The organism is Alistipes sp. HGB5 (assembly GCF_000183485.2).
Lineage (GTDB): Bacteria > Bacteroidota > Bacteroidia > Bacteroidales > Rikenellaceae > Alistipes > Alistipes finegoldii.
This window is the reverse complement of the sequence record NZ_AENZ01000010.1, coordinates 46,982-71,745: the sequence shown is the minus strand read 5'-3', so window position 1 is coordinate 71,745 and position 24,764 is coordinate 46,982. Positions and strand designations below refer to the sequence as shown.

The 24,764-nt window shown below is 61.2% G+C and carries 25 protein-coding genes; 10 read left to right on the top strand and 15 right to left on the bottom strand.

Annotated features, from left to right (window positions below):
- Positions 1 to 66: 66 nt before the first annotated feature.
- From HMPREF9720_RS02470 to HMPREF9720_RS02455, 4 genes are all read right to left on the bottom strand, one after another.
- Positions 67 to 1,371, bottom strand: coding sequence for an alpha-L-fucosidase (locus tag HMPREF9720_RS02470; protein WP_009596583.1), 1,305 nt, complete (start codon positions 1,369 to 1,371; stop codon positions 67 to 69).
- Positions 1,372 to 1,504: 133 nt separating this feature from the next.
- Positions 1,505 to 1,912 carry a hypothetical protein gene (locus HMPREF9720_RS02465; RefSeq protein WP_009596615.1) on the bottom strand — a complete coding sequence of 136 codons (408 nt, stop codon included), beginning with the start codon at positions 1,910 to 1,912 and terminating at the stop codon, positions 1,505 to 1,507.
- Positions 1,903 to 2,325 (bottom strand): carboxypeptidase-like regulatory domain-containing protein, encoded by a 423-nt coding sequence (locus tag HMPREF9720_RS02460; RefSeq protein ID WP_009596608.1) that lies wholly within the window; start codon positions 2,323 to 2,325, stop codon positions 1,903 to 1,905. Before HMPREF9720_RS02460 ends, HMPREF9720_RS02465 begins: the two co-directional genes overlap by 10 nt.
- Before the next feature lie 18 nt (positions 2,326 to 2,343).
- Positions 2,344 to 3,261, bottom strand: coding sequence for a DMT family transporter (locus HMPREF9720_RS02455; protein WP_009596566.1), 918 nt, complete (start codon positions 3,259 to 3,261; stop codon positions 2,344 to 2,346).
- Positions 3,262 to 3,408: 147 nt separating this feature from the next.
- Here HMPREF9720_RS02455 and secDF point away from each other — a divergent pair, with 147 nt between their 5' ends.
- From secDF to HMPREF9720_RS02410, 9 genes are all read left to right on the top strand, one after another.
- Complete coding sequence (gene secDF, locus HMPREF9720_RS02450) at positions 3,409 to 6,435, top strand: protein translocase subunit SecDF (RefSeq protein ID WP_009596598.1); 3,027 nt, start codon at positions 3,409 to 3,411, stop codon at positions 6,433 to 6,435.
- A gap of 73 nt (positions 6,436 to 6,508) precedes the next feature.
- Positions 6,509 to 6,925, top strand: a complete 417-nt coding sequence (locus tag HMPREF9720_RS02445) for a hypothetical protein (protein WP_175282385.1) — start codon at positions 6,509 to 6,511, stop codon at positions 6,923 to 6,925.
- Positions 6,925 to 7,515 carry a dephospho-CoA kinase gene (gene coaE, locus HMPREF9720_RS02440; protein WP_014776277.1) on the top strand — a complete coding sequence of 197 codons (591 nt, stop codon included), beginning with the start codon at positions 6,925 to 6,927 and terminating at the stop codon, positions 7,513 to 7,515. The genes HMPREF9720_RS02445 and coaE overlap by 1 nt, the downstream gene beginning before the upstream one ends.
- Positions 7,496 to 8,335, top strand: coding sequence for a dihydropteroate synthase (gene folP, locus HMPREF9720_RS02435; protein WP_009596557.1), 840 nt, complete (start codon positions 7,496 to 7,498; stop codon positions 8,333 to 8,335). Before coaE ends, folP begins: the two co-directional genes overlap by 20 nt.
- Before the next feature lie 13 nt (positions 8,336 to 8,348).
- Positions 8,349 to 8,999 carry an ABC transporter ATP-binding protein gene (locus HMPREF9720_RS02430; RefSeq protein ID WP_009596589.1) on the top strand — a complete coding sequence of 217 codons (651 nt, stop codon included), beginning with the start codon at positions 8,349 to 8,351 and terminating at the stop codon, positions 8,997 to 8,999.
- A complete protein-coding gene (locus tag HMPREF9720_RS02425) occupies positions 8,999 to 9,784 on the top strand; it encodes a TIGR02757 family protein (RefSeq protein ID WP_039939634.1) in 786 nt (261 codons plus the stop codon). Before HMPREF9720_RS02430 ends, HMPREF9720_RS02425 begins: the two co-directional genes overlap by 1 nt.
- Before the next feature lie 2 nt (positions 9,785 to 9,786).
- Positions 9,787 to 10,503, top strand: a complete 717-nt coding sequence (locus HMPREF9720_RS02420) for a tRNA1(Val) (adenine(37)-N6)-methyltransferase (protein WP_009596548.1) — start codon at positions 9,787 to 9,789, stop codon at positions 10,501 to 10,503.
- A 52-nt stretch (positions 10,504 to 10,555) separates the two neighbouring features.
- The gene (locus HMPREF9720_RS02415) at positions 10,556 to 11,449 is read left to right on the top strand and encodes a DUF4831 family protein (RefSeq protein ID WP_009596607.1); all 894 of its coding nucleotides are present in this window, start codon (positions 10,556 to 10,558) and stop codon (positions 11,447 to 11,449) included.
- An 8-nt stretch (positions 11,450 to 11,457) separates the two neighbouring features.
- Positions 11,458 to 12,153 (top strand): DNA alkylation repair protein, encoded by a 696-nt coding sequence (locus HMPREF9720_RS02410; RefSeq protein WP_009596541.1) that lies wholly within the window; start codon positions 11,458 to 11,460, stop codon positions 12,151 to 12,153.
- Positions 12,154 to 12,163: 10 nt separating this feature from the next.
- Here HMPREF9720_RS02410 and HMPREF9720_RS02405 read toward each other — a convergent pair whose 3' ends face one another.
- The 8 genes from HMPREF9720_RS02405 to HMPREF9720_RS02370 are packed head-to-tail and all read right to left on the bottom strand — an operon-like array spanning position 12,164 to position 19,557.
- The gene (locus tag HMPREF9720_RS02405) at positions 12,164 to 12,496 is read right to left on the bottom strand and encodes a thioredoxin family protein (protein WP_009596611.1); all 333 of its coding nucleotides are present in this window, start codon (positions 12,494 to 12,496) and stop codon (positions 12,164 to 12,166) included.
- Positions 12,497 to 12,507: 11 nt separating this feature from the next.
- A complete protein-coding gene (locus tag HMPREF9720_RS02400; protein ID WP_009596588.1) occupies positions 12,508 to 13,476 on the bottom strand; it encodes an NAD-dependent epimerase/dehydratase family protein in 969 nt (322 codons plus the stop codon).
- A 35-nt stretch (positions 13,477 to 13,511) separates the two neighbouring features.
- Positions 13,512 to 14,879 (bottom strand): DNA repair protein RadA, encoded by a 1,368-nt coding sequence (gene radA / locus HMPREF9720_RS02395; protein ID WP_009596568.1) that lies wholly within the window; start codon positions 14,877 to 14,879, stop codon positions 13,512 to 13,514.
- A 10-nt stretch (positions 14,880 to 14,889) separates the two neighbouring features.
- Positions 14,890 to 15,558, bottom strand: coding sequence for a hypothetical protein (locus HMPREF9720_RS02390; RefSeq protein WP_009596620.1), 669 nt, complete (start codon positions 15,556 to 15,558; stop codon positions 14,890 to 14,892).
- Positions 15,559 to 15,571: 13 nt separating this feature from the next.
- The gene (locus tag HMPREF9720_RS02385; RefSeq protein ID WP_009596599.1) at positions 15,572 to 16,195 is read right to left on the bottom strand and encodes a lactate utilization protein; all 624 of its coding nucleotides are present in this window, start codon (positions 16,193 to 16,195) and stop codon (positions 15,572 to 15,574) included.
- Between the two features lies 1 nt (position 16,196).
- Entirely contained in the window at positions 16,197 to 17,513 is a 1,317-nt protein-coding gene (gene rseP, locus HMPREF9720_RS02380; RefSeq protein ID WP_009596564.1) for an RIP metalloprotease RseP, read from the bottom strand.
- A 13-nt stretch (positions 17,514 to 17,526) separates the two neighbouring features.
- Positions 17,527 to 18,678: a 1-deoxy-D-xylulose-5-phosphate reductoisomerase gene (gene dxr, locus HMPREF9720_RS02375; RefSeq protein ID WP_009596526.1), complete on the bottom strand. Its 1,152-nt coding sequence runs from the start codon at positions 18,676 to 18,678 to the stop codon at positions 17,527 to 17,529.
- A gap of 6 nt (positions 18,679 to 18,684) precedes the next feature.
- The gene (locus HMPREF9720_RS02370; protein ID WP_009596604.1) at positions 18,685 to 19,557 is read right to left on the bottom strand and encodes a murein hydrolase activator EnvC family protein; all 873 of its coding nucleotides are present in this window, start codon (positions 19,555 to 19,557) and stop codon (positions 18,685 to 18,687) included.
- 119 nt (positions 19,558 to 19,676) lie between these two features.
- On the opposite strand from HMPREF9720_RS02370, the gene HMPREF9720_RS02365 reads away from it, so the two are divergent.
- Entirely contained in the window at positions 19,677 to 20,588 is a 912-nt protein-coding gene (locus HMPREF9720_RS02365; protein ID WP_009596562.1) for a nucleotidyltransferase family protein, read from the top strand.
- Between the two features lie 374 nt (positions 20,589 to 20,962).
- Here HMPREF9720_RS02365 and HMPREF9720_RS02355 read toward each other — a convergent pair whose 3' ends face one another.
- The 3 genes from HMPREF9720_RS02355 to HMPREF9720_RS02345 are packed head-to-tail and all read right to left on the bottom strand — an operon-like array spanning position 20,963 to position 24,619.
- Positions 20,963 to 21,352, bottom strand: a complete 390-nt coding sequence (locus HMPREF9720_RS02355; protein ID WP_009596573.1) for a hypothetical protein — start codon at positions 21,350 to 21,352, stop codon at positions 20,963 to 20,965.
- Position 21,353: 1 nt separating this feature from the next.
- Entirely contained in the window at positions 21,354 to 23,813 is a 2,460-nt protein-coding gene (locus HMPREF9720_RS02350; RefSeq protein WP_009596550.1) for a GumC family protein, read from the bottom strand.
- Between the two features lie 8 nt (positions 23,814 to 23,821).
- Positions 23,822 to 24,619, bottom strand: a complete 798-nt coding sequence (locus tag HMPREF9720_RS02345; protein WP_039939626.1) for a polysaccharide biosynthesis/export family protein — start codon at positions 24,617 to 24,619, stop codon at positions 23,822 to 23,824.
- Positions 24,620 to 24,764 lie beyond the last annotated feature (145 nt).

The window sequence follows — 24,764 nt, the reverse complement described above, 5'->3', positions numbered from 1 at the left end:
TCAGCCGTAAGGCTCACATATATTTTTCGAGATGCGGTCCGGATTTCCGGACCGCATCTTTTTTTGCTATTGTCCGACTGTCAGTTCCACGATGCAGTCCGCTCCCGCAGGTTTTTCGCCCAAGCGCAGCGTCACGCCCGCCTTGTCCTGCGAGAAGGCGACCGCGCGTTTGTCGGCGAAGCGTACCGCCCGCCGGATGCGTTCGTCTCTGACGGGCACGAACAGCTCTTCGTCGGGCCAGTCGAGAATGTGTACGTAGATTTTGTCGCCGCGGCGCGTGGTCACGCCCCAGCTGCGCGGGCTTACGGGTCCTGCCTGCGTGCCGTAGATGGTTTCGCCGTTCGCGCGCAGCCAGCGTCCCATGCTGTCAAGCCGTTCGAGAGCCGCCGCGGGCAGCGCGCCGTCGGGCTGGGGACCGATGTTGAGCAGCAGGTTCGCGCCGCGTCCTGCGGCCCCTGCGAGATAGCGCACGAGCGTCTGCGCCGATTTGTAATTTTGGTCGGTGATCTTGTATCCCCACATGCCGTTCATCGTCTGGCATGTTTCGAGCGGCAGGCGGCTGATCTCCTGCCCCGAATATCCGGCCGTGTTCTCTCCCGGCAGGTCGCGTTCGAACGCCTGCGCGTCTTCGCCTTCGAACGGTGCGAGATGGTGGTTGTTGATGATCAGGCATCCGGGCTGCAATTTGTGTATCAGTCCGTAGAGTTCGCCCAGCCGCCAGTCGAATCCGGGATTCTCGTCCTGATCCCAGATGCCGTCGAACCAGATGGCGCCCACGTTGCCGTATTGTGTCAGCAGTTCGGTGAGCTGCGCCTTCATGAAGTCGAAATAGGCGTCGGCGTCCTCCTTTTCGGCCGGGCGGCCCGTGCCGAGTCCCGTCCGGCCGCGCGGGGCGTCTTCGCGCCACCAGTCGATCAGCGAGTAGTAGAAGTGGACGCGCAGTCCGCGGCGGTGACACGCGTCGGCCAACTCCTTCACCGCGTCGCGGGCGAAAGGCGTGGCATCGACGATGTTGTAGGGCGTCTGCGCCGTGCGGAACATCGAGAATCCGTCGTGATGGCGCGTCGTGAAGCAGACGTAGCGCGCTCCCGCTTGGCGGAAAGCCTCGGCCCATGCGTCCGCGTCGAATTTCGAGGGATAGAATCCTCCCGCGAGCTTTTCGTACTCCCGGTAGTTGAGGTTGTGGTTGGTCATCGCCCATTCGCCCTGCGCGAGCATGGCGTAAAGCCCCCAGTGGAGGAATATGCCGAACCGGCAGTCGGCGAATTGGCTGCGTGACAGGAGGTTTTCCGGGGCCGGGCGGTAGCCGGCCTGTGCGAAGGCGCCCGTGGCGATCACGAAGGCGCAGAAGGAGGTGAAGAGTCGGGTCATGGTGACGGTCGGGTTTGGTGATACGGACAAATTTAGCAAATAATTTGCAATCCGCACAATGCCGCCGCCGTCGGATGACCGGAACGAAGGGCCGGACGCTCCGCCGCAGGAACGGAGACGGTGGCGGGGTTTTCTATTCCGGCTCCACCAGCACGTCGACGCTCAGCCCGACCCCGGCCTTGCGCATCTTCCACGGCGCCTGACTCGTGTCGCGGGTGTAGGTGCGCGCGAGCAGCCGGGCGCGAATCCAGTATTTCGCCCCCGCCGGCATGTGTGTCAGGTTCTCGACCGAGATCAGGAAGTCGCCTCTTACGAATATCTCGTAGGGCCGCAGGTCTACGGTCGTCGTCTTGTCGGCCTCCGACGCCGGAACCGAGAAATAGACCGGTTCCGCGAGCAGGTTTTTGCGGATACGGTCGCCCCGCATGGCGTAGACGTTTATGCGCATGTGGAGCGTGTCCACGCCCTTGCATCCCGCCAGATTGAGCCGCACCCGCTGCAACTCACCCCGGAGCTCTCCGAGCTTGCATTTCACGCCCATCTCGCCGCCTTCCTGCCCGGCGCGGAACGCCGCGCTGAAACGGTTTTGCTGCCGATGCTGCGGCCGAAGGTGTAGCGTTTGCGGGGAATATGGGTTATCACGGGGCTCAGCGGTGTCTGGGGCTGCTCCTGCAGCCGTATCTCCAGCGGCCGTGCGTCGTGTCCGGCGGCCGGAATCTCCCGTGCGGCATACCCGATGCAGGATATGCGCAGCGTGTCCCGGACGCTTAGGTCGGGAATGCGGAGCGTAAACGAGCCGTCCCGTCCGGATACGGTTCCCGCGGGGCGGTTCTTGAGTCCTATGTTGGCGTAGGGGACCGGTCGGGCGTCCGCTCCGACGATGCGTCCGGAGAGTGTTTGCGCCTGTATCGGCAGGGCCGCGAATGCGGCGCAGACGAGTAGGAATTTCAGCATGCTGACTTTGCGGGTTTATCACGGAACGTCGGGCCGCGGGATTTTATTGCCCGATGCGGGCCGCCGTTCCGCCCGCCACATGCCGTAGAGGATCAGCGCCGCTCCGGCGAGAGCCGCCGCGGTGATCCGTTCGCCGATGCAGAGCGCGGCCGTGACGATCGTGACCAATGGGTTGAAATAGATGTAGTTCGTGGTTCTTACGGCTCCGAGCCGGTGCATCGCGGCGTTCCACAGGATGTAGCAGAGCATCGACGCGACGACGCCCAGAAACAGCAGGTTGCCCCACACCGCGGGACGCGCCAGTACCTCCGCGCCGACCGAGAAGGGCTGGAAGGCGAATACCGGAAGGATCGTCAGCAGTCCGTAGAAGAAGACCTTGCGGGTGATGAAAACGGCGGGGTAGCGGCCTCCGATGCGTTTGACCGCCAGCGAATAGACCATCCACAGCAGCGCCGCGGACAGGGCCAGCAGATCGCCTTTGGGCGAGAGGTGCAGCACGAAACGGCCGTTGAGAACCACCAGCACCATGCCCGCGAACGCCAGCGCCGATCCCCCGATCTGCCGCCGCGTCATCCGCTCGCCGCGGTATACGAGGCTCAGCAGCAGCGCGGTCCATACCGGCGCCGTGCAGACGATCAGCGACACGTTCGACGCCGGGGCGTATTCCAGCGCCATGTTTTCGGTCAGGAAATAGAGCGATCCGCCCGTCACCCCGGCCGCGGCCAGCAGCGCTTCGTCGCGCCATCCGTCGGCCCGCAGGCGGCCTTTCGACAGGGGCCAGATGCAGACGTAGGCTAAGGCGAAACGCAGCAGGAATATCTCCGCAGGCGTCAGCGAATGGGCGATCAGCACCTTCGTCGATACGAACGTCGCGCCCCATACCGCCACGGTGAACAGCGCCGCTGCATGGTACTTGTATTCGGTATATTTTATCATACGGTCCCAAAAATACAGATTTTTTGCCGTCCGGGCGCAAATCTTAATTCTTAATTTCCGATTTTCAATTCTTTTTTCCTATCTTTGCGTGCTATTATGCGTAATGACAATAATTACAACAAATAATAACAAAATTTTTCAACTCAAATGCAAAGTAAAGGTGCTATTAAATTACTCGCGGTCCTTTTGGCTCTTGCGTGTATTTACCAGCTCTCCTTCACGTTCAAAACGCGGAGTGTAGAGAAAAAAGCGGCCGAGTACGCCGCGCAGTTCCCCGTCGGACAGCAGTCCGAGGCGGAGCAGCATTACCTCGATTCGGTCCAGAATGTCGGGGTCTATAACCTCGGATTCAAGAAATTCACCTACAAGGAGTGCAAGGAGAAGGAGCTGAACCTCGGTCTGGACCTCAAGGGCGGTATGAACGTCATGCTGGAAGTGCAGGTCGAGGACGTCATCAAGGCGCTTGCCGGCGACAGCCAGAACGACCCCGCATTCGTCGAAGCCATCGCCGAGGCGAACGCCGCGCTGAAGGAGGGCACCTCGAAAGACTATATCTCCGACTTCGTGAAGGCTTACCAGCGTCTCTCCAACGGCGGTTCGCTGGCGGCGGTTTTCGTCAGCCCCGACCGTAAGGACATCACGCTCGAAAGCTCCGACGCCGACGTCGAGAAGATCCTCAAGCGTGAGACCGACGCCGCCATCGCCGCGTCGTTCAACGTGCTCCGCAGCCGTATCGACCACTTCGGCGTCACGCAGCCCAACATCATGCGCCTGCCCAATTCGCACCGCATCCTCGTCGAGCTGCCGGGCGTGAAGGAGCCGCAGCGTGTGCGCGACCTGCTGCAGGGTACCGCCTCGCTCGAATTCTGGCTCACTTACGACGCCCGCGAGGTGCTTCCCGCACTGGCCGCCGCCGATAAGTTCATCAAGGCCGAGCTGAGCGAAGCTCCCGCCGCAGGACAGCCCGAAGTCGCTTCCGTCGAGGCCGCTGCCGCCGCCGGGACTCCCGCAGGCGAAGCCGAGGGCCTTCTCGCCGAGATCGGCTCCGACACCACGGCTGTTGCCGAAGCCGAGCACACCGACCGTTACGACCGTGCGAAGAACCCGCTCTTCGCGGTTCTCGATCCCGGTTTTGCGGGCGGCGCCGCCATCGGTGCGGCCTACAAGGCTGACATGGCTGCCGTAAACGAATATCTGGCCAATCCTGCGGTCCGCGAACTCTTCCCCGCCGACATCGCCTTCAAGTGGGGCGTCAAGGGCGACGACAAGATCGACGGCCGCTTCTACCTCTATGCGATCCGCATCTCGACGCCCGACGGTAAGGCTCCGCTTGACGGCAGCGTCGTGACCGAAGCCCGCGAGCAGTACGCCCAGCGCGGCGCCAACGCCGTGGTTTCGATGTCGATGAACGGCGAAGGCACGCAGGAGTGGGCGCGTCTGACGGGCGAGAACATCGGCAAGTGCATCGCCATCGTTCTCGACGGCTACGTCTACTCGGCTCCCCGCGTGAACACCAAGATCGACAAGGGTTCTTCCGAAATTTCGGGCGACTTCACCATTCAGGAAGCCAAGGACCTCGCCAACGTGCTCAATTCGGGTAAGGTTCCCGCGCCCGCCAAAATCATTCAGGACACCGTCGTAGGTCCCTCGCTGGGACAGGAGTCGATCAATGCGGGTATGCTCTCGTTCCTGATCGCCTTCATCCTCGTCCTGCTCTACATGGGTCTGTTCTACAAGACCGCAGGCTGGATGTCCGACATCGCCCTGCTTACCAACGTCTTCCTGCTGATGGGCGTTCTGGTGTCGTTCGGCGCCGTGCTGACCCTGCCGGGTATCGCCGGTATCGTGCTGACGATGGGTATGGCCGTCGATGCCAACGTCATCATCTACGAACGTATCAAGGAGGAGCTTCGCGGCGGCAAGGGCCTTTCGCTGGCTATCAAGGACGGTTTCTCGAAAGCCTACTCGGCCATCATCGACGGTAACCTGACGACCATCATCACCGGTATCGTCCTCTTCATCTTCGGCAACGGTCCCGTGCAGGGCTTCGCCACGACCCTCATCATCGGTATCATCACCTCGTTCTTCAGCGCCGTGTTCATCACCCGCCTCTTGATCGAGTGGATCGTCGCCAAGTGGGGCAATATCTCCTTCTCGCGCAAGTGGTCCGAGAACTTCCTGACCAATACGCATTTCGACTTCATCCGCGTCCGCAAGGTCGCCTACACCGTCGCGGTCGCCCTGCTCGCGCTGTCGTGCATCTCGTTCGTCGCCCGCGGTCTGAACCTCGGCGCCGAGTTCACCGGCGGCCGTGCCTACGTCATCCGCTTCGACAAGCCCGTTTCGGCCGAAGAGGTTCGTCAGAATCTGGGTCAGGTCTTCGCGCAGCACGCCGACGCCGACGCTTCGGCGATCAGCTTCGAGGTCAAGCAGTACGGCAACGAGAACCAGATGCGCATCGTGACGCAGTACCGTTACGACGATACGTCGGACGAAGCTACGGCCGAAGTCGAGCAGATCATCTACGACGCCATGAAGTCGCTCTACTCCTACGACATTTCGTTCGAGCAGTTCCGCAATACCCAGACCGACGTCAACGGTATCCTGACGGCCGACAAGATCGGTCCCTCGATCGCCAAGGACATGACGTGGAACGCCATCTACTCGGTGTTGTTCTCGCTCATCGCCATCGGTCTCTACATCACCTTCCGCTTCAAGCGCTGGCAGTGGGCTTCGGGCGCCACGATTGCCCTTGCGGTCAACGCCCTGTTCATCATCGGTCTCTTCTCGATGCTCTACGGCTTCGTGCCCTTCAACCTCGAAGTCAATCAGGCCTTCATTGCCGCGATCCTTACGATCATCGGTTACGCCATCAACGATACCGTGGTGGTCTTCGACCGTATCCGCGAATATCTGGGCATGTATCCCAAGCGCAACCTCAAGGAGAACGTGAACAACGCCATCAACTCGACTCTGTCGCGTACGATCAACACTTCGGGCACGACGCTCGTGACGCTGCTGGCGATCTTCTTCTTCGGCGGCGAGACCATCCGCGGCTTCATCTTCGCGCTGACCGTCGGCGTTATCGTGGGTACCGTCGCGACGATCTTCATCGCCACCCCGATCGCCTATGATCTGATGGTCAAACGCGCCAAACTCGACAAGGAGGCGTAATACACCTTATATCTATTCGAATAAAATGGACTGCACGGTTTGTTGCAGTCCATTTTATTTTTACCTTTGCATCATGGAACTTCAACGCACATTGGATAATTTGCTGAAATGGATGCACCGCTACGTCTCGCCGGTCTTTCTTGCGCTGCTCGTCGCGTCGTTCATTTTGTGGTATATCGCCAAACTGAGCTATACCTATACCACCGAGCAGGTCGTGCGTGTGAGTGTGGACGGGGAGCCGTTCGAGGTGACGTGCGTCGTCGAGGGCGTCGGCACCAACCTGTTCGGCTACCGGGTCTACATGAACAAGACGCTGCGCATCCCGCTCTCGGAACTCAAATACAAGCGTTCGCGCGAGGAGGGGCACGAGGGCAAGGTGGTGATCGACCCCCAGTCGTTGCAGAGCGCCATTTCGGTACGCTACAGCGACATCAAGGTGGTCTCCATCGGCGCTGTTCCCGAACTGGATTATCCCGAAGAGAAACCATGATGAAAATCGGAGTAACGGGCGGCATCGGCAGCGGCAAGAGCACTGTATGCCGCCTTTTTGCACAAAAGGGCATTGCGGTTTACGATTCCGACGCCGCGGCCAAACGACTCATGCAGCAGGACGACACGCTGCGTATGCGGCTCACCGAACGTTTCGGAGCCGACACCTTCCGCGACGGACAGCTCGACCGGAGCCGCCTCGCAGGCGTTGTCTTCAGCGACCCGCAGGCGCTCGCCGACCTCAATGCGCTGGTGCATCCCGTCGTGATGGCGGATTTCGATGCGTGGGCCGCCCGGCAGGAGGGGCCTTACGTGATTCTCGAAAGCGCGATCCTGTTCGAAGCCGGTCTCGAAACGTGCGTCGACAAGACCGTCGCGGTCCTCGCGCCGCGCGAACTGCGCATCGAGCGCACCTGCCGCCGCGACGACTGCGGTCCCGATGAGGTAGGCCGCCGCATCGCCGCCCAGCTGGACGACGATACGCTGAGCGGCCGTGCCGACTACGCGATCGTCAATATCTTCGAGGAGGACCTCGAACCCGCCGTTGTCAAACTCGACCGCATATTCAGCCATGAAGCAGCACGACATTGATCTCGACCTCTCCCGGCCGCAGGTGATGGCGATCCTGAACGTCACCCCCGACTCGTTCTTCGCCGGCAGCCGCATGCCCGACGCGACGCATGTCGAACGCCGCGTGAAGGAGGCCGCCGCCGAAGGCGCCTCGATCATCGACGTGGGGGGCTATTCGTCGCGCCCCGGCGCCGACGAAGTTCCCGCCGACGAGGAGTGGCGGCGCGTGGAGCTGGGCATCGGGGCCGTGCGGCGTCTGGCGCCCGGCGTCCTGATTTCGGTCGATACCTTCCGCAGCGAAGTCGCCGCCCGTGCGATCGAAAAATTCGGTCCGCTCATCATCAACGACATCTCCGCCGGGGAACTCGACCCGCAGATGCCCGCCACGGCCGCGCGCTACGGCGTGCCCTACGTCGCCATGCACATGAAGGGCGATCCCCGGACCATGCAGACCCTCACCGACTACAAACGCGACATCACGGCCGAGGTCACGGCCTATTTCGAAACGAAGACCGCCGACCTGCTCGCCGCCGGGATCAAACGCGAGAACATTATCCTCGACCCCGGCTTCGGCTTCGCCAAGACCACCGAACAGAATTACGAGCTGCTTGCGGGCCTGCACTGTCTCTGCGCACTGGGGTACCCCGTACTGGCGGGCCTTTCGCGCAAGTCGATGATCTACCGCGTCCTCGACGCCACGCCCGCCGAATCGCTCGCGGGCACCGTCGCCCTCGGCTGGGAGTGCCTGCGTCAGGGGGCCGCGATCCTGCGCGTGCACGATGTGCAGGAGGCCGTCGATACGGTCAGGCTCTTCGACGCATACGAACGGAACCGCAAATAACCATCGCAACCGCATGATAAAAGTTACCGACATACACAAGCGTTTCGGCGACCTCGAAGTGCTCAAGGGCGTCTCGCTCGACGTCGCCGAAGGCGAAGTCGTCTCGATCGTCGGCGCCAGCGGCGCGGGCAAGACCACGCTGCTGCAAATCGTCGGCACGCTTTCGTGCCCCGACGCGGGCCGTGTCGAGATCGACGGACAGGACGCCTTTTCGCTGGGCGACAAGGCGCTGTCCCGCTTCCGCAACGAACGTATCGGCTTCGTCTTCCAGTTCCACCACCTGCTGCCCGAATTCACGGCTTTCGAGAACGTCTGCATTCCGGGGTTTATCGGCCGCCGTCCGCGTGCGGAGGTCGAACGCCGCGCCGCCGAACTGCTGGAGATGATGAACCTCACGCCGCGCCGCGGCCATAAACCCGGCCAGCTGTCGGGCGGCGAGCAGCAGCGCGTGGCTATTGCCCGCGCGCTTGTCAATTCGCCCGCCGTACTGCTGGCGGACGAACCTTCGGGCAACCTCGATTCGCACAACCGCGACGAGATACACCGCCTTTTCTTCGAGCTGCGCGACCGGCTGGGGCAGACCGTCGTGATCGTCACCCACGACGAGCATCTGGCGGCGATGGCCGACCGGAAGATCACCATGTCGGACGGCCGGATTCTGTAATGCCGCGTTTTATGGACGACGAACTCAAAGAGCTGCTCGAACGGCTCCACGACAAATACAACCGCCCTGAGTTTATCGAGGACGACCCGATTTCGGTGCCGCACCGCTATACGGACCGCGCCGACCGCGAGATCGCGGGGTTCCTCGCCGCCACGATCGCATGGGGCAACCGCAGGGCGATCGTCACGAGCGGCCACCGCATGATGCGCTGCATGGACGACGCTCCGGCGGACTTCGTGCGCAATGCTTCCGACCGGGAGCTGGCGACGCTCGAAACCTATGTCCACCGCACCTTCAACGGCCGCGACCTGCGCGATTTCGTGCTGGCCCTGCGCCGCATGGACCGACGCTTCGGCGGCCTCGGCGCCTTTTTCGAGGAGCGCTATGCGGCTGCGCAGAGTATTCCGGCGGTCCTTTCCGAATTCCGCCGCGAATTTTTCAGCTGCGACCATGCGCTCCGCTGCGAGAAACACCTCTCGTCGATCGACAGGGGCGCGGCCTGCAAGCGGCTTTGCATGTTTCTGCGCTGGATGGTGCGCCGCGACGAGCGGGGCGTGGACTTCGGCCAGTGGACGCGGATTCCGATGTCGGCCCTTTACATTCCGCTCGACCTCCATACGGGCGACATGGCCCGCGCGCTGGGGCTGCTCTCACGCCGCCAGAACGACTGGCGGGCCGTGGAGGAGGTCACGGCGGCGCTTCGCGGATTCGATCCCGCCGATCCCGTGCGCTACGATTTCTCGCTTTTCGGCGCCGGCATCGACGGTTATCTGAAAGAGTGTTGACGATGTTCCGCTTCAAACGATTCACCATACGTCAGGACCGCTGCCCGATGAAGGTCGGAACCGACGGCGTGCTGCTCGGCGCATGGGCCGGCGTGCGGCCTTCGGACCGCCGCATCCTCGACGTCGGTACAGGCACCGGGCTGATCGCCCTGATGATGGCCCAGCGCGCTCCCGAAGCCCGGATTACGGGCGTCGATGTGGAGGAGGTCTCTCAGGCCCGCGAAAACGCCGCCGCGTCGCCGTGGGGCGGCAGGGTAGTGTTCGAACAGTGTCCCGTGCAGGAATTCGCGCCGGACGAACACTTCGACCTGATCGTCTCCAATCCGCCCTTCTTCGTCGATTCGCTGACCTGCCCCGACGAGGGCCGCACCACGGCGCGTCACGCCGTGCGCCTGCCTTTCGACCAATTGCGCGACGCGGTCGTGCGCCTGCTCGCCGCCGAGGGCCGCTTCGCCGTGATTCTGCCGACGGACGAAGCCCGGCGTTTTGTCGACATCTGCCGCGGATTCCTCGCGCAGACCCGCTCTACGGGCGTACGCACCACGCCACGCCGTCCGGTCAAACGCCTGCTGATGGAATTTGTGCACGAAAACGCCTGCTCCGGCCTGCGCTCCGATTCTCCTCCTGTCTGCTCCGAACTGGTCGTCGGCACGGGCGAACACGAGCAGTACACCCCCGAATACCGGGCCTTAACCCGTGATTTTTACCTGAAATTTTGATAGCACGGCAAAATAAATTACATTTGTATCAGTGAATAAAAACTTCGAGACCATGAAACTCAGACTTCTCGCCCTCGCCCTCGCCGTATGCGGCGGCGCGGCGGCGCAAAATCCATACATCGCCCTGCAGGGCGCGAACGAAACCGCCGACGGCATCGTCGTCTCCCAGCCCCGCACGGTGCTGGCCGTGGACGTCACCGTCGAGAAGGACGTGACCCTCAGCGGTCCTTACGCCCGTTATGCGCAGAAATTCCTCGGTGTCCGCGCTCCGCTCACCGACAAGACCGGCTGGGCCGTTACCGGAGCCGCCGTGGCTCTGCTCGATGCCAAGGCATGCCTCGACGCACCCGCCCCGGCCGAGCCTTCGCGCCGTATTATGACCTACGCCGCTGCCGAAGATGAATTCGCCCGCCTGCAGGCCGACAAGAACGACATGACGGTGCTGGCGCTGGAAGACGCCGCCCGCGAAGCCGCCAATACGATCTTTTCGCTCCGCAAGCACCGTCTCGAACTGATTACGGGCGAAGCCGGTGAAAACGTCTTTGGCGAAGGACTCAAATCCGCCCTCGCGGAGATCGAGCGTCTGGAGCAGAACTATCTGGAACTGTTTCTCGGCAAGCGCATCGTGACCACCGAAACGCGCCGCTATGTGGTTTATCCTCAGGCCGACAAGAAGCAGTATATCGTCTGCCGCTTCAGCCCTGCCGCAGGTCTGCTCCCTGAGAGCGATCTTTCGGGCGACATGGTGCTGTTGCAGATCGAACCTTCGGGCAACACCTCCAATGCGCTCGAAGCTTCGGCCAAGGAGACCAACGTCGTCGCATGCCGCGTGGCCGATCCTTCGGTCTGCACGGTCATCGCCGGCGGCCGCGAATATGCCCGTGCGGTGCTGCCCCTCTTCGAGTTCGGCCGTACGATCAACGTGGCGCTTCCCCGCCGCAAATAATCCCGTCCATGGACTTCACGTCGCGTATGGTGGCGCTGCTCGGCGAGCTGCGCCGCGAGCGGAACGGCGCCGTCGCCGATGCGATGCGCTGTTACGGTGCGCCGTACGGTCTCAACTACGGCGTGAGCCTGCCGACGCTGCGCAAACTCGCACGCGCCGAGACTCCCGACCACGATTTCTCCCGTTATCTTTATTTGCAGGAGGTCCGCGAACTGCGCCTTGCGGCGCTGCATATCGCCCGGCCCGAATCGCTTACGCCCGATGAATTTCCGGCATGGGCAGCCGGGATCGTCAATTCCGAAGTCGCCGAAGAAGCCGCTTTCGCTTTCCTGAGCCGCTCCGCAGCGCTTCCGGCCTTGTTCGACGCATGGATCGCCGACCCGAATCCGCTACTTCGATACGCCGCGTTGCAGTCCGCCGCCCGCAGCGATCTTCTTACGGCGGCATGGATCGCGCCCGCCGTCGAAGCGGTCCGCCGCGCCGCCGTATGCGCCGCCGAATCCCTCTCCAAGCCTGCCGCCGCTCCGCTTTCCGCATCTTCGGCCGCCCGCCTGATCGCGCAGGGGGCCGTCGCGCTGCTGTCTGCCGTCGGCGGCCTGAACGAGGAGAACCGGCAGGCGGTACTCCGCGCAGCCGGTTCTCTGGGTAAGCTCCCTGCCGAAGACTACGTCCACGAGGAGCTTACTTGGCGTTTGGAAGCATAGCTTCCGCCTGTCAGCGCTGACCTACCTGCTCGCGCTGTTCCAATTCCCTGAGTACGTTCGCCAGATGGTCGTAGCCGATGCGGCCGCTTTCGCGCCACAGCACCTCGCCGCGGCGGAAAAACATCAGCGTCGGTACCGACATGATGTTGTAGCGGTGTACGATTTCGAGCATGTCCCGGTCGTCTATGTCCACCTTGTAGACATCCACGCGGCCGTTCATCTTCTCCTGAAACCGGTCTATGACGGGGTGCATCATCTGGCACGGCCCGCACCATGTTGCGAAGAAATCCACGAACGTCAGTGCGTCCCGCCAGATAATCTTGTCAAAATCCGTTGCTGTCATATTTGTCGTGTTTAGTTCATTTCCGCCCATGTAAGCTCCGTGTAGACCTTGTCTGTCAACTCTTTTTCTGCATAGCTGATCGTGCGGCGCAGCCCCTCGGCCAGCGGCGTGCGGGGCGTCCAGTCCAGTTCGCGCCGTGCGGCCGAAATGTCGGGTATCCTCCGCCGCGCATCGTCCGGACGTGCCGCCCGGTGTACGATCCGCGAGCGGCTTCCCGTCAGGGAGATGATCTTTTCGGCCAGCGCGCGTATCGAGATTTCGTGGTTGCTGCCCAGATCCAAGGTGCGGGTCTGCTCCGAAGGCGTGGCTTCCATCATCCGTACAAGTCCGTCCACCATGTCCTCGACCCAGCAGAAGGTGCGCATCTGTTCGCCGCTGCCGTTGACCGGGATGTCGCGGTTCTGCAGCGCCGCTACGATCATCTTCATCACCACGCGCTGGTCCATGATGTCGGCCCCGCTTCCGTATGTGTTGAAGATGCGTGCGATGCGTGCGTCCACGCCCAGCTCCTCCTGATAGGCCCGGTGCAGGGCTTCCGCCGCGCGCTTGCCTTCGCTCAGAATGTACTGCCCCGAATATCCCGCCGCCGGATCGGTCGCCGGATCGCGGTATCCCGCGCCGTATACGCAGCCCGACGAGGCGAACAATATCCGCGCATGCTCCATGCGCGCCGTGTCGAGGGCGTTTATCGCGCCCTGCATGTTGATCCGGAGCGTCTCGACGGGCAGCGCCTTGTTGTAGCGCACGCGCGACGGCGAGGTGAGGTTGTAAATCTCGTCGCAGCGGATTCCGAATGTATTGATGATGTTGTGGTGGACGTACCGGAACAGCGGATGCTGCAATACGCTGCGCAGCAGCGGCGAATTCACGGCGTCGCGGATATCGACACAAAACACTTCGTGGCCCTCTTCCAGAAGGCGCAGACAGAGGTGTGTGCCGATAAATCCCACTCCGCCCAATATGACAATTCGCTTTTGCATCTTTTACTCCTTTTTGCAGGAGTACAGAGCAAAATCTATTCCACAAAGAGCGCGCGGGGCAGCTGATCGATGCTGTTTATCGTGACTATTTCGATTCCTTTGGGACGTTTGCCGCCCTTGCCGAGGTAGCCGGAGACGATGATGCGTTTGAAACCCAGCCGTGCCGCCTCGCTGATGCGCTGTTCGGTCCGGGGTGCGGGGCGCACCTCGCCCGAAAGCCCGATCTCTCCCGCGCAGCAGACGCCCTCGGCCACGGGACGGTCGTAGTAGGAGGAGATCACCGCCGCCACGACCGCGAGGTCCAGCCCCGGATCGGCGACCTTGAATCCTCCGGCGAAGTTCAGGAAGACGTCCTTCTGAAACATCTTCATTCCCACGCGCTTCTCCAGCACGGCCAGCAGCATGTTCATGCGCTTGGTGTCGTAGCCCGTGGTCGTACGCTGCGGCGTGCCGTACGCCGCGCCGCTCACCAGCGCCTGCACCTCGATCAGGTAGGGGCGCACGCCATCGGCCGAAGCGCCTACCGCGATGCCGCTCAGCGGCTCCTCGTAGTGCGTGAGCAGAATCTCCGACGGGTTGTCCACGCCGCGCAGTCCGTTGTCGAGCATCTCGAAAACCCCGATTTCGAACGTCGCGCCGAAACGGTTCTTGATGCCGCGCAGGATGCGGTATATGTTGTTGCTGTCGCCCTCGAACTGCAGCACCACGTCCACGATATGTTCCAGAATTTTGGGTCCGGCGATGGTTCCGTCCTTGGTGATGTGGCCGATGATGAAGATCGACGTGCCGGTCGATTTGGCGTATTTGAGCAGCGTCGCCGCGCATTCGCGTATCTGCGACACGCTTCCCGCCGACGAGTCCAGCAGGTCGGTGTAGATGGTCTGTATCGAGTCGATCACCACCAGATCGGGCCGGTGTTCGCCGATCTGGTTGACGATGTTTTCGAGCAGCGTTTCGGGATAGATCAGACATTCGTCGTTGCCGATGCCGATGCGTCCCGCGCGCATCTTGATCTGCTCGGCCGACTCCTCGCCCGAAACATAGAGCGTCTTGAGTCCGTTCGCCGCCAGCGCGAGCTGCAGCGAAAGGGTCGATTTGCCGATTCCCGGCTCTCCGCCCAGCAGAATCAGCGACCCCGGCACCATGCCGCCGCCCAATACGCGGTTCACCTCGCTGTTGCCGAGGTCCATGCGGCGGTGTTCGCTCTCGCGGATGTCGCGTACGCGCTGGGGCTTGGCTGCGGGCAGGGAGCCTGCGACATTGGCCGGCACCGAGCCGCTTTCGCGGGCGACGATCTCCTCGGTGAAGGTGTTCCATTCGCCGCACGAGGGACAGCGGCCCAGCCATTTGGGAGCTTCGAATCCGCAGTTTTTGCAGAAGTATGCCTTTTTGACTTTTGCCATCGCGTGTCGGTTAATAGGGGTGCGACGTGTATTCCTTCCGGATCACCTGCGTGATGCCCGCATCGGGATAGAGCTGTTTGTACTCCTCGGTCAGATCGACGCTGAACAGCGTTTTGCGTAGGTCGTCGGTGTCCGTATAGCCCGAAACCTTGCAGGTGTAGGCCTGTTCTCCGAACGTGAAGTGCAGCTCCTCCGGTTTGTCCGGCTCTTTTATGAATGTGCCCGTGACGGTTTCGGCGTCGGCCGCAGGCCGGACGACGAGCGGACCGCCGTTGTGGTGCGTAAAGTCGAGCCGGTAGCTGCCGCCCGCCTGCACGGGAGCCTTGGCCAGCGCGTCGTTCCGGATCTCCTCCAGCAACGGATTCTCCGGCTCTTCCGGATTCTCCGGCTTTTCCGTCTGCGAAGTTCCTGCGTCCGGATTCTCCGGATCGGGATTTTCCGGATCGGGATTTTCCGGATCGGGATTTTCCGGATCGGGATTTTCCGGATCGGGATTTTCGGGGTCGGGATTCTCCGGATCAGGGTTTTCAGGATCCGGCTTTTCCGGTTCGCTCAGGCTTACGGATATCTCGATCCGGGCGACGGGGTAGGAGGTCGTGTAGAAGACGTCCGAATCGTCGCCGCAGGCCGTGAGTGCGGCTGCGAGAAGCAGCGCTGTCAGTATTTTCAGTTTTCCCATAGTCCGTATATCGCTAAAGTCCCAAATCTTGGTCGATCAGCACCACCAGCACGCGCTTGTCCGGCCAGCAGCGCAGCATCTCCATGCGGGTGTTGCATACCCGGTCGGGCGAATTGCAGTCCGAACATACGCCGGTCTTGGCGCAGGGCGTGCGGAATCCGGGGTGGCGCGCTATGTTCTGCGGCGCTGCGATCGTGCGGATGCGCTCTTCGGCCTCGTCCCGGTTTGCGACGATCTTGTTGCGTCCCGCCACGATAATCACCTTGCGAGGCCCGAACGCCACGGGAGCGATGCGGTTTCCCACCTTGTCGAGCCAGTGGAGCGTGCCTTCTGCCGTCACGGCGTTCACGCCCGTTATGAAGAGGTCCGACATCAGCGCCTGCCTGCGTATTTCGAGCCGCTGCGGGTACGTCATCGCGGGGTCGAATCCGTCCAGCAGCCTGTACCTTCCGTCGCCGCGCAGCCATTCGATGACGCCCGTGGCGCGCATGCTCATCGAATCTCCGAACGATACCGTTTCCGGCCGCTCCGTTTCGACGGCGGCCTTTATTACGGCGAAAGCTTCGTCCGTGTCCCGGACCGTCTCAACCTCGAAATGGTGCCGCCGCAAGGCATCTGCGCAATTTGTTATTTTCATCTTATTTTATGAAAAACCGGTATATGTCGTTGCCGTTGGCGTACAACAGCAGAAGCAGGATGATAAACAGCCCCACGTACTGCGCGCCCTCCAGTATCTTGTCGCTCACCTTGCGGCCCGTAATCATCTCCCAGAACGTGAAGATGGCGTGCCCGCCGTCGAGTCCCGGTATCGGCAGAATGTTCATCACGGCGAGGATGATCGACAGAAACGCCGTCTTCATCCAGAAATCCTCCCAGTTCCAGTCTCCGGGGAAGATGCTGCCGATGGCGATGAAGCCGCCCAGCTCCTCGTACATCTTGGTCTTGGGCTGTACGATCATCTTCAGCTGTTCCCAGTAGGACGACATCACCTTGCCCGCCTTGCTGATTCCTGCCGGAATCGCCTGCCAGAAGGTGTATTTCTGCGTCCGGAGCTTGTAGGGATTGAGCGCCGTCACGCCCAGTCTTCCCTCGTCCGACACCGGAACGACCAGCTCCAGCAGCATGTCGCCTTCGCGTTTGACGGTCAGCGTCACATCCTCTCCCGCATGGGCCTTCAGGTATTCCCTGTAAGCGGGGTATTCCAGCCCCTGCGCATCGTTTATCGCCACGATCTCGTCGCCGCGCCTGAGCGCCGACGCCGTTTCGTACACCGCGCTGTCGATCAGGAACGGCATGCGGAGCGCCAGCAGGTCTTCGTAACCTTTGTTCTGGCGCATTTCGATCAGCTCGCCCAGCGGCAGTGTCAGCTCGACCTGCCGGCCCTCGCGTTCCACCACCACGCGGCGTTCGCCTTCGGTGATAATCAGCGCATTGACGATCTTGTTCACGTTGTCCACCGCCTCGCCGTCGATCGAAACGATCCTGTCGCCGTCTTGGAATCCGAGCTTGCGGCCCGCTTCGTTGAAGGTGTATCCCCAGCGCGCATCTTCGTTCGAGAAGTAGTTGTCGCCCCACGTGTAGCAGATTCCGATGTAGATGAAGATGGCCAGCAGAACGTTCATCACCACGCCGGCTATCATCACCAGAAAACGCTGCCATGCGGGTTTGGTGCGGAATTCATCGGGCTTGGGGGGCAGTTTCATCTGCTCCTTGTCCATCGACTCGTCGATCATGCCGGCGATCTTGCAGTATCCGCCCAGCGGCAGCCAGCCCAGCCCGTATTCGGTGTCGCCGCGCTTGAATTTGAAGAGCGAAAACCACGGGTCGAAGAAGATATAGAACTTGTCGACGCGGATTTTGAAGACCCGCGCCATGAGGAAGTGTCCCAGTTCGTGAATGCCCACCAGAATGGTGAAGCAGAGGAAAAATTGAATGATCTTGATGATAATATCCATGTTCGTGTTTTGGTTACAAGGCTATAAATTCCGCGGCCAGCCGGCGTGCTTCGCCGTCCGCCGCCGCATAGTCCGCGAGGGTGGGGGCCGCAGCGAACGATGCGCGATTGAGCGCATGTTCGATGGCGCGCACGATGTCGAGCCATGCGCACCTGCCGCCGAGGAACGCCGCGACGGCCACTTCGTTGGCGCCGTTCATCGTGCAGGCCGCCGTGCCGCGCCGCCGCAGACAGTCGTAGGCGATGTCCAGCGCCGGGTATTTCACCCGGTCCACCTCGGCGAATGTCAGCTGCGGATGCTTCAGGAAGTCGAACCGCTCGCCGGGACGGTTCGCCCGTCGGGGATACATCAGCGCGAGGCTGATCGGCATGCGCATGTCGGGTGTTCCGAGCTGAGCCTTGATCGCCCCGTCCTCGAATTCGACCATCGAATGGACGATCGACTGCGGATGCAGCACCACCGAGATTTTTTCGGCCGGCGTGCCGAACAGCCAGTGGGCTTCGATCACCTCGAAACCCTTGTTGACCAGCGTCGAGGAGTCGATCGTGATCTTCGCGCCCATCTCCCACTGGGGATGGCGCAGCGCCTGCTCGGCCGTCACTCCGGCCAGCTCTTCGCGCTTCAGGTCACGCAGCGCGCCGCCGCTGCAGGTGATTATCAGCCGCCGCACGGGGGACTGTTCGCCCGCCAGACACTGGAAAATCGCCGAGTGCTCCGAGTCGATCGGCAGGATCGGCGCACGCTTTTCGGCCGCCAGCCGCATCACGTATTCGCCGCCCACGACGAGCGATTCCTTGTTCGCCAGCGCGAGTTTCTTGCCCGCTCCGAGCGCGGCCACCGTGGGCGCCAGCCCCGCGTAGCCGACCAGCGCATTGACTGCTACGTCGGTGTCGCCGCCCGCCGCGACCTGCGCCACGGCCTCCTCTCCGGCGTAAACCTTGACGTCGGTGTCCTCCAGCGCGTCACGCAGCCGGGTGTAATATCGTTTGTCGGCGATGACCGCCGTGTCTGCGTCGAATTCCCGCGCCTGCGCCGCCAGCCGCTGCCAGTTGCTGTTGGCCGTCAGCACGCGCACTTCGAAAAAATCGGGGTTCTCGCGTACGATGTCGAGCGTCTGCACGCCGATCGAACCGGTCGAACCCAGTATTGCCAATCGTTGTTTCATGCGGATCTATTGGAAGACGATATATCCTTCGGGATCGACGGGCTTGCCGTTGTTCCAGAGTTCGAATTCGAAGAGTCTCACCTCGCCCTGCTCGGCTTCGGCGTTGTAGCCGATCAGCTCGCCCGCGCGGATGGTCTGCCCTTTGGTCACCAGCGACTGCGAGAGTCCCTTGTAGACCGACAGCAGATTCCCGGCGTGCTGCAGTTCGACCATGTAGCCCGTTTCGGGGGTCCAGAGGCTCAGCACCACCGTGCCGTTGTCCACGGCCGCTATGCGGTCGCTGGCCGCCGCCGCAATACGTATGCCGAAGTTGCCGTTGCGGATGTCGAACCGGTCGGTGATGATGCCTTCGACGGGCGTCGCCAGCTCGATCGCTTCACGCACCGAGCGCCGCGAGCCGCCGCTGCGGCCCGTGACAGCGTACTCGCCGTCGCCCTCCATCTGCGCCCTGAGCACCGAATCTTCGGGCGAGGGCATCACCAGCACCTTCGTGGCCCGCGTGCTGTCCGAATTGGCGAGCACCCGCGCCACGGGCGTCTTGCCCTCCATGATCAGGGCTATGTTCTGGTTGTAGGTGAGCATGTCGTTCATCATGCGCTCCATCGAGTCCAGCCGGATGATGTTCTGCACCAGACTTTCGCGCGAGCGGTCGGCTTCGGTGCGGTAGCCCGGCAGGAATTCCAGTACGGGGCTGTACGCCACCAGCGTGAGGATGAGGATAAAGAGCAGCAGTGCGAATGAAACGAATGCTGCGAAGATGCTGGCCGGCGAGAGGTGCATGTGCCACTCTTCGCTGTTGTCCGTAGCGTTGAGCATGTTGAAGCGGCGTTTGCGGAAAAAGCTGCGCTGCCATGCCCGTATGTTCTTTAAAAATTTCATCAAACCATTGCAATTATCCATGCAAAGATAACCAATTTCATAGAAAACCTTTGCGGAACGCGGTGAATTTTTTAACTTTGTAATCGTTTTGATTTTAACGCCAAAAACAGATAAAAAGTATGGTAAAACCTACATTACTGGTCCTCGCCGCAGGCATGGGTTCGCGCTACGGCTCGCTCAAGCAGATGGACGGGGTCGGCCCCAATAACGAGGCCATTATCGATTATTCGGTTTACGACGCGATCCGCGCCGGTTTCGGCAAGGTCGTATTCGTCATTCGCCACTCCTTCGAGAAGGAGTTCCGCGAGGTCTTTTCGGCCGAGCGTTTCGGCGGCCGCATCGCCGTCGAGTTCGTCTTTCAGGAGTTGGACTATCTGCCCGAAGGCGCTTCGGTTCCCGAAGGCCGCGTCAAGCCGTGGGGCACGAACCATGCCGTGATGATGGCTGCCGACGCCGTGCACGAGCCGTTCGCCGTCATCAACGCCGACGACTTCTACGGCGCCGAAGCCTACCAGACCATCGGCGACTACCTTTCGCAGCTCGGTGACAGCAAAAACCGCTACTGCATGGTCGCTTACGATCTGAACCGGACCCTTTCGGACAACGGCACCGTATCGCGCGGCGTCTGCGGCGTGGATGCCGACGGCAACCTGACGTCGATGGTCGAGCGTACGCAGATCGAGCGCATGCCCGACGGCCGAATCCTCTTCCACGACGGCGGCGCCGACGAAGAGCTTGCCGAGGATACCCCCGTTTCGATGAACCTCTTCGGCTTCACGCCCGACTTCTTCGCCTATTCGAAGGAGTATTTCAAGACGTGGCTCGCCGAGAACCGCGAGAACCTCAAATCGGAGTTCTACATTCCGACGATGGTCAACAAACTCATCGGCGAGGGCGCGGCGTCCCTGCGCGTGCTCCGTTCGGCGGCCCAGTGGCACGGCGTCACCTACAAGGAGGACAAACCCGCGCTGATGGCCTCGATCGAGAAGATGATCGCCGAGGGCAAATACCCCCGCAATCTCTGGGCTTAGTTCCCGGCGTTATAATAAGGGGCGGCTTGCGGGCCGCCCCTTATCTTTTGTCCCGTATTGCCCTATTGTTTTCCGACGTCTTTTCGGCTGCCTGTCCCTGTTGTCTTTGTCCGCGGTTGTATTGCCGTTTTTTCTGCCGCTTTCCATCTGCCGCTTTCCATCTGCCGCTTTCCATCTGCCGCTTCTCGTCTGCCGCTTCTCGTCTGCTGTTATCCCGCCGCCTTTTCCGGCGCCATTCCGTTCCGGCAGGGTAGAGCAGGGCCTCTGCATTTTTCACCCGTAGCGCAAAATAAAAACAGGACTCCGAAAAGTCCTGCTTTTATCCTTGGTTAACAACTTGTCGAGTAACCGTCTAACAACCTGCGGGCGGCCGGTCAGTCCAGAAATCCCTCCCGTACCAGCTGCTCCCTGATCTTGGTCCAGTCCGCCACCGGCCGTTTCACGCCGTCCACGAACCGGATCGGACAGCCCAAGTTGCTGTCGTCGATATAGAGGTCCGCATGAATCTTCGGCGACGAAGTCCAGCGCTGCTGCGAGGGGTTTTCGTTGATGGCGTAGAGCGGGATTTCCCGGTCCCTGAACCACTTGACTGCCTTGTCGAGCAGTGCGCCCGAACGCATCGTGTAGAGTATCAGCCGGCATCCGTTGTCGGTGAGTTCTTTGAGTACGGCAACCGCGCCTGCATCGTCCCCGATTTCGGGGTAGGCGTGCGTTACCACCGTGCCGTCGAAATCCACGGCGATCAATGCATTGTGTATAGCCATATTATTTCTTTACTTTACGTGCGAGTTTGCTGAAGAAAAGTTTGATCCGCTTGCGGTAGCTTACCTCCTGATGGTCGTCGCCATAGCCGTATCCGTAACCGTATCCATACCCGTAACCATAGCCGTATCCGTACCCGTAGCCATGGCGGCGTGTGCGTGTGCCGTTGAGCACGATGCACATGTTATGGAACTTCTTCTCGCGGTAGAGCCGTTCGATGTCGGGCAGCTGACGGCGGTCGAGCACGCCTTCGCGCACGATATAGATACAGAGGTCGGCCAGACGGTCCGTAATCACCGCATCGGCTACCGACATGGCCGGTGTGCTGTCAATGAATACGAAGTCGTAACGCTCCTTCAGCTGCTCTACCAGCTTGTCGAGCCGGTTCGAGAGCAGCATCTCGGTGGGGTTGGGCGGCTGTATGCCGGCGCAGATCACGTCGAGGTTCTCGTGGAAGCCCATGTTCGTCACCAGCTGGTCGATGTCGGTGATCGTTCCGGCCAGATAACCGGACATGCCGTTCTTGCTGTTGCTGCGTCCCAAGTGCGTCGTGAGCGCGTGACGGCGCAGGTCGAGGTCTATCAGCACGACCCGTTTGCCCGCCATGGCCAGCGTCATTGCCAGATTCATCGCCACGAACGTCTTGCCCGCATGGGGGTCCGACGAGGTGAAGAGCACGCACTTGATCTCCTTGCCCGACGAGACGTTCATGAACGTCATGTTCGAGCGCAGGATGCGGAACGCCTCCGACAGCGCGTCGCGTCCGGTTTCCCGGACCACCACGCCGCCCTTGTTGTCCCCTTCGAGGAAGGGTATGTCGCCGAGGAACGGTGCGCTGAGGTTCTCCTCCACGTCCTTGCGGCCGCGGATGGTCGTGTCGAGCATGCCGATCAGGTAGAGTATGCCGAACGGAATGGCCAGACCTGCCAGCAGGCTGATGCCGAGGATGATCGTCGAGCGGGGCGATACGGGGCGTGCGCTTCCGTACGCCATGTCGATCGTGCGCGAGTTGCTCTCGGCCACGGCGTAGTTGAGCTGCGTCTCCTCCTGCTTGTTGAGCAGGTAGAGGAACAGCTCCTCCTTGATTTTCTGCTGACGCATGATGTCGAGCATGACCTTCTCCTGCGAAGGCATGGTCGAGATGCGGCGGTTGACCTGCGCCTCCTCCTTGCGCATGGTTTCGAGCTGTATCTCCAGCGTCGAAATATGGGAGTTGAGCGAGGCGATGATCGAGCGGCGCACGGCGGCCAGCCCGTTGTCTAGGTCCTGAATGACCGGACTGCGCTCCGAGCTGTTTTCCAGCAGCTTCTCGCGCCGCAGGATGGCCTCGTTGTATTCCGATATCTGCGCGACGATGCCGTTGTTGGTCATCGAGGCCACCATCGGGATCAGGTCGCCCGCATGCGACGGGTCGTTGAGGTATTCGCGGATGAAGTCGGCGACGCTTATCTGATTCTCGATCGTCAGGCTTTCGGCCTTGTAGCGCGTGCTCTCGGTGATGGTGCGGGTCGCCTCCGAGGTGATGTCGATCATCTTGTTGCTCTTCTTGATGTCCTCGATGTCGCGGTCCACGTCTCCCAGCTCGCGGCCGATTACCTGCATGCGCTCCTTGATGAAGTCGGCCGTCACCACCGACAGCTGGCGCTTGTCGGCGATGGCGTCTTCCTCATAGACGGCGATCAGCGTGTTGATCACGTCCTCGGCGCGGCGCGGCACCGAATTGTTCATCGAGATCGTCACGATCGAGGCCTGCTTGTTGGCCACGTCGCTCTTCACGGCGGCGCGGTAGGCGTTGGTCGTCGCCGCGAGCGAATTCTTGATTACGGTGATGGGTTTTTTCAGATAGGTCGAGTCCATGAACAGGGTCTTGTGCACGACCACCTGCCCGACGGGCGTGGCGACCGTATCGCCGTATTCGGCCAGAATGACCCGCTTGGTCTCCTGCCGCGTCACGAACTTGTCCTCGAAGTCCGTCAGCTCGATCTTGCCGTTTCTGAGCGGGGTGACCTCCAGCGAAAGCTTCTGCTTGGAGTTGTCGTTGATGAAATCGACTTCGATCGGCGAACGGCCGTACAGGTCCGCCGTGCGCAGCCCTTCCCGCACCGAGTAGTTGACCGTCAGGTGGAGGCGCTTGACCACCTCCGACATCAGCCGGTGCGACTGGAGGATATAGACCTCGTTGTCTACGTTGCGGCGGTTCTGGAATCCCACCAGATCGCTGAACGCGCCCAGATCCGTGTCGCCGCCCTTGCGGCTGTCCTTCACGAGGATGGTCGCCGTCCGGCTGTATATTTTCGGGGTGCTTGCCAGATAGTAATAGGCCGTTCCCAGACAGATGATCGCCGAGAGCGCGAACCAGTACCAGTTGGCCAGAACCATCTGAATCAGGTCGTGGAGCGTGATGCCGTTCGTGTTTTCGGACTCTTCGTTCAGCAGATGCGGATTGATGTTCTGTTCTGTCATGGCCGGTCTTATTTGGTCAGGGTTATGATGAGCGTCGCCACGGAAATTGCCGTACCCACGAGCGAAAGGTAGAAGTTTCGGTTCTGGCTGATTTCACCGGTCTGCGCCTTGTATTTGTTGGGTTTGACGTAGATCACGTCGTTCTGCTGGATGTAGAACGCGGGGGAGTTGAACAGCTCCTTCGACGTGAGGTCGAGGTACTCGATGGTGCGCACGCCGTCCACTTCGCGGGCCACAGCCACGTCGGTGCGGATACCGTAGATCGTCAGGTCGCCGGCCATGGCCAGCGCGTCGAAGATCGAGAGTTTGTCGCGCGTGACGTCGTAGTGTCCCGGACGTGCCACCTCGCCGATTACCGAAATCTTCATGTCCGCGAACTGCACGTTTACCGTCGGGTCGTTGATATACCCGCCCTCGACGATCTTGTCGGCTATGGCCTGCGCCAGTTCGCTCCGGGTTTTGCCCTTGCACTCGATCTTTCCGATCACGGGCATTTCGAGCTGTCCGTTTTCATCCACCGTGCGGATTTGCAGCGACTGGTTGGTGGCGCTTCCGTAATTGGTCGCTCCGGTCAGGGAGCTCAGCGACGACGACGAGTTGAACGGCACGGCCAGTTCGGGGTCCTTGCTGTTGACGACGATCGTCAGCCTGTCGAGGGGCTTGATGCGTATCTGGCCGTTTTCTGCGATCTGTTCGGGCGTGAACGGCTGGGCATCCTGCAGGTACCATGCACGCTTTTGCGAGGCGCATGACGTGACGAGTAGAGCCGTCAGTATGACCGGCATAAGGAGACGTAAATGTTTCATATTTGATTAAGGCGTTTTTATAATCGTGCGCAAAGGTAAGAATTTTCCATGAAATAAATGCGCCCTGCGTCAGCTATTTCCGTCGAATTATGGCTGTTTTTGGTCCGGGCGGAGCGTTTGTCCGGAAAAAAACGTACATTTGACA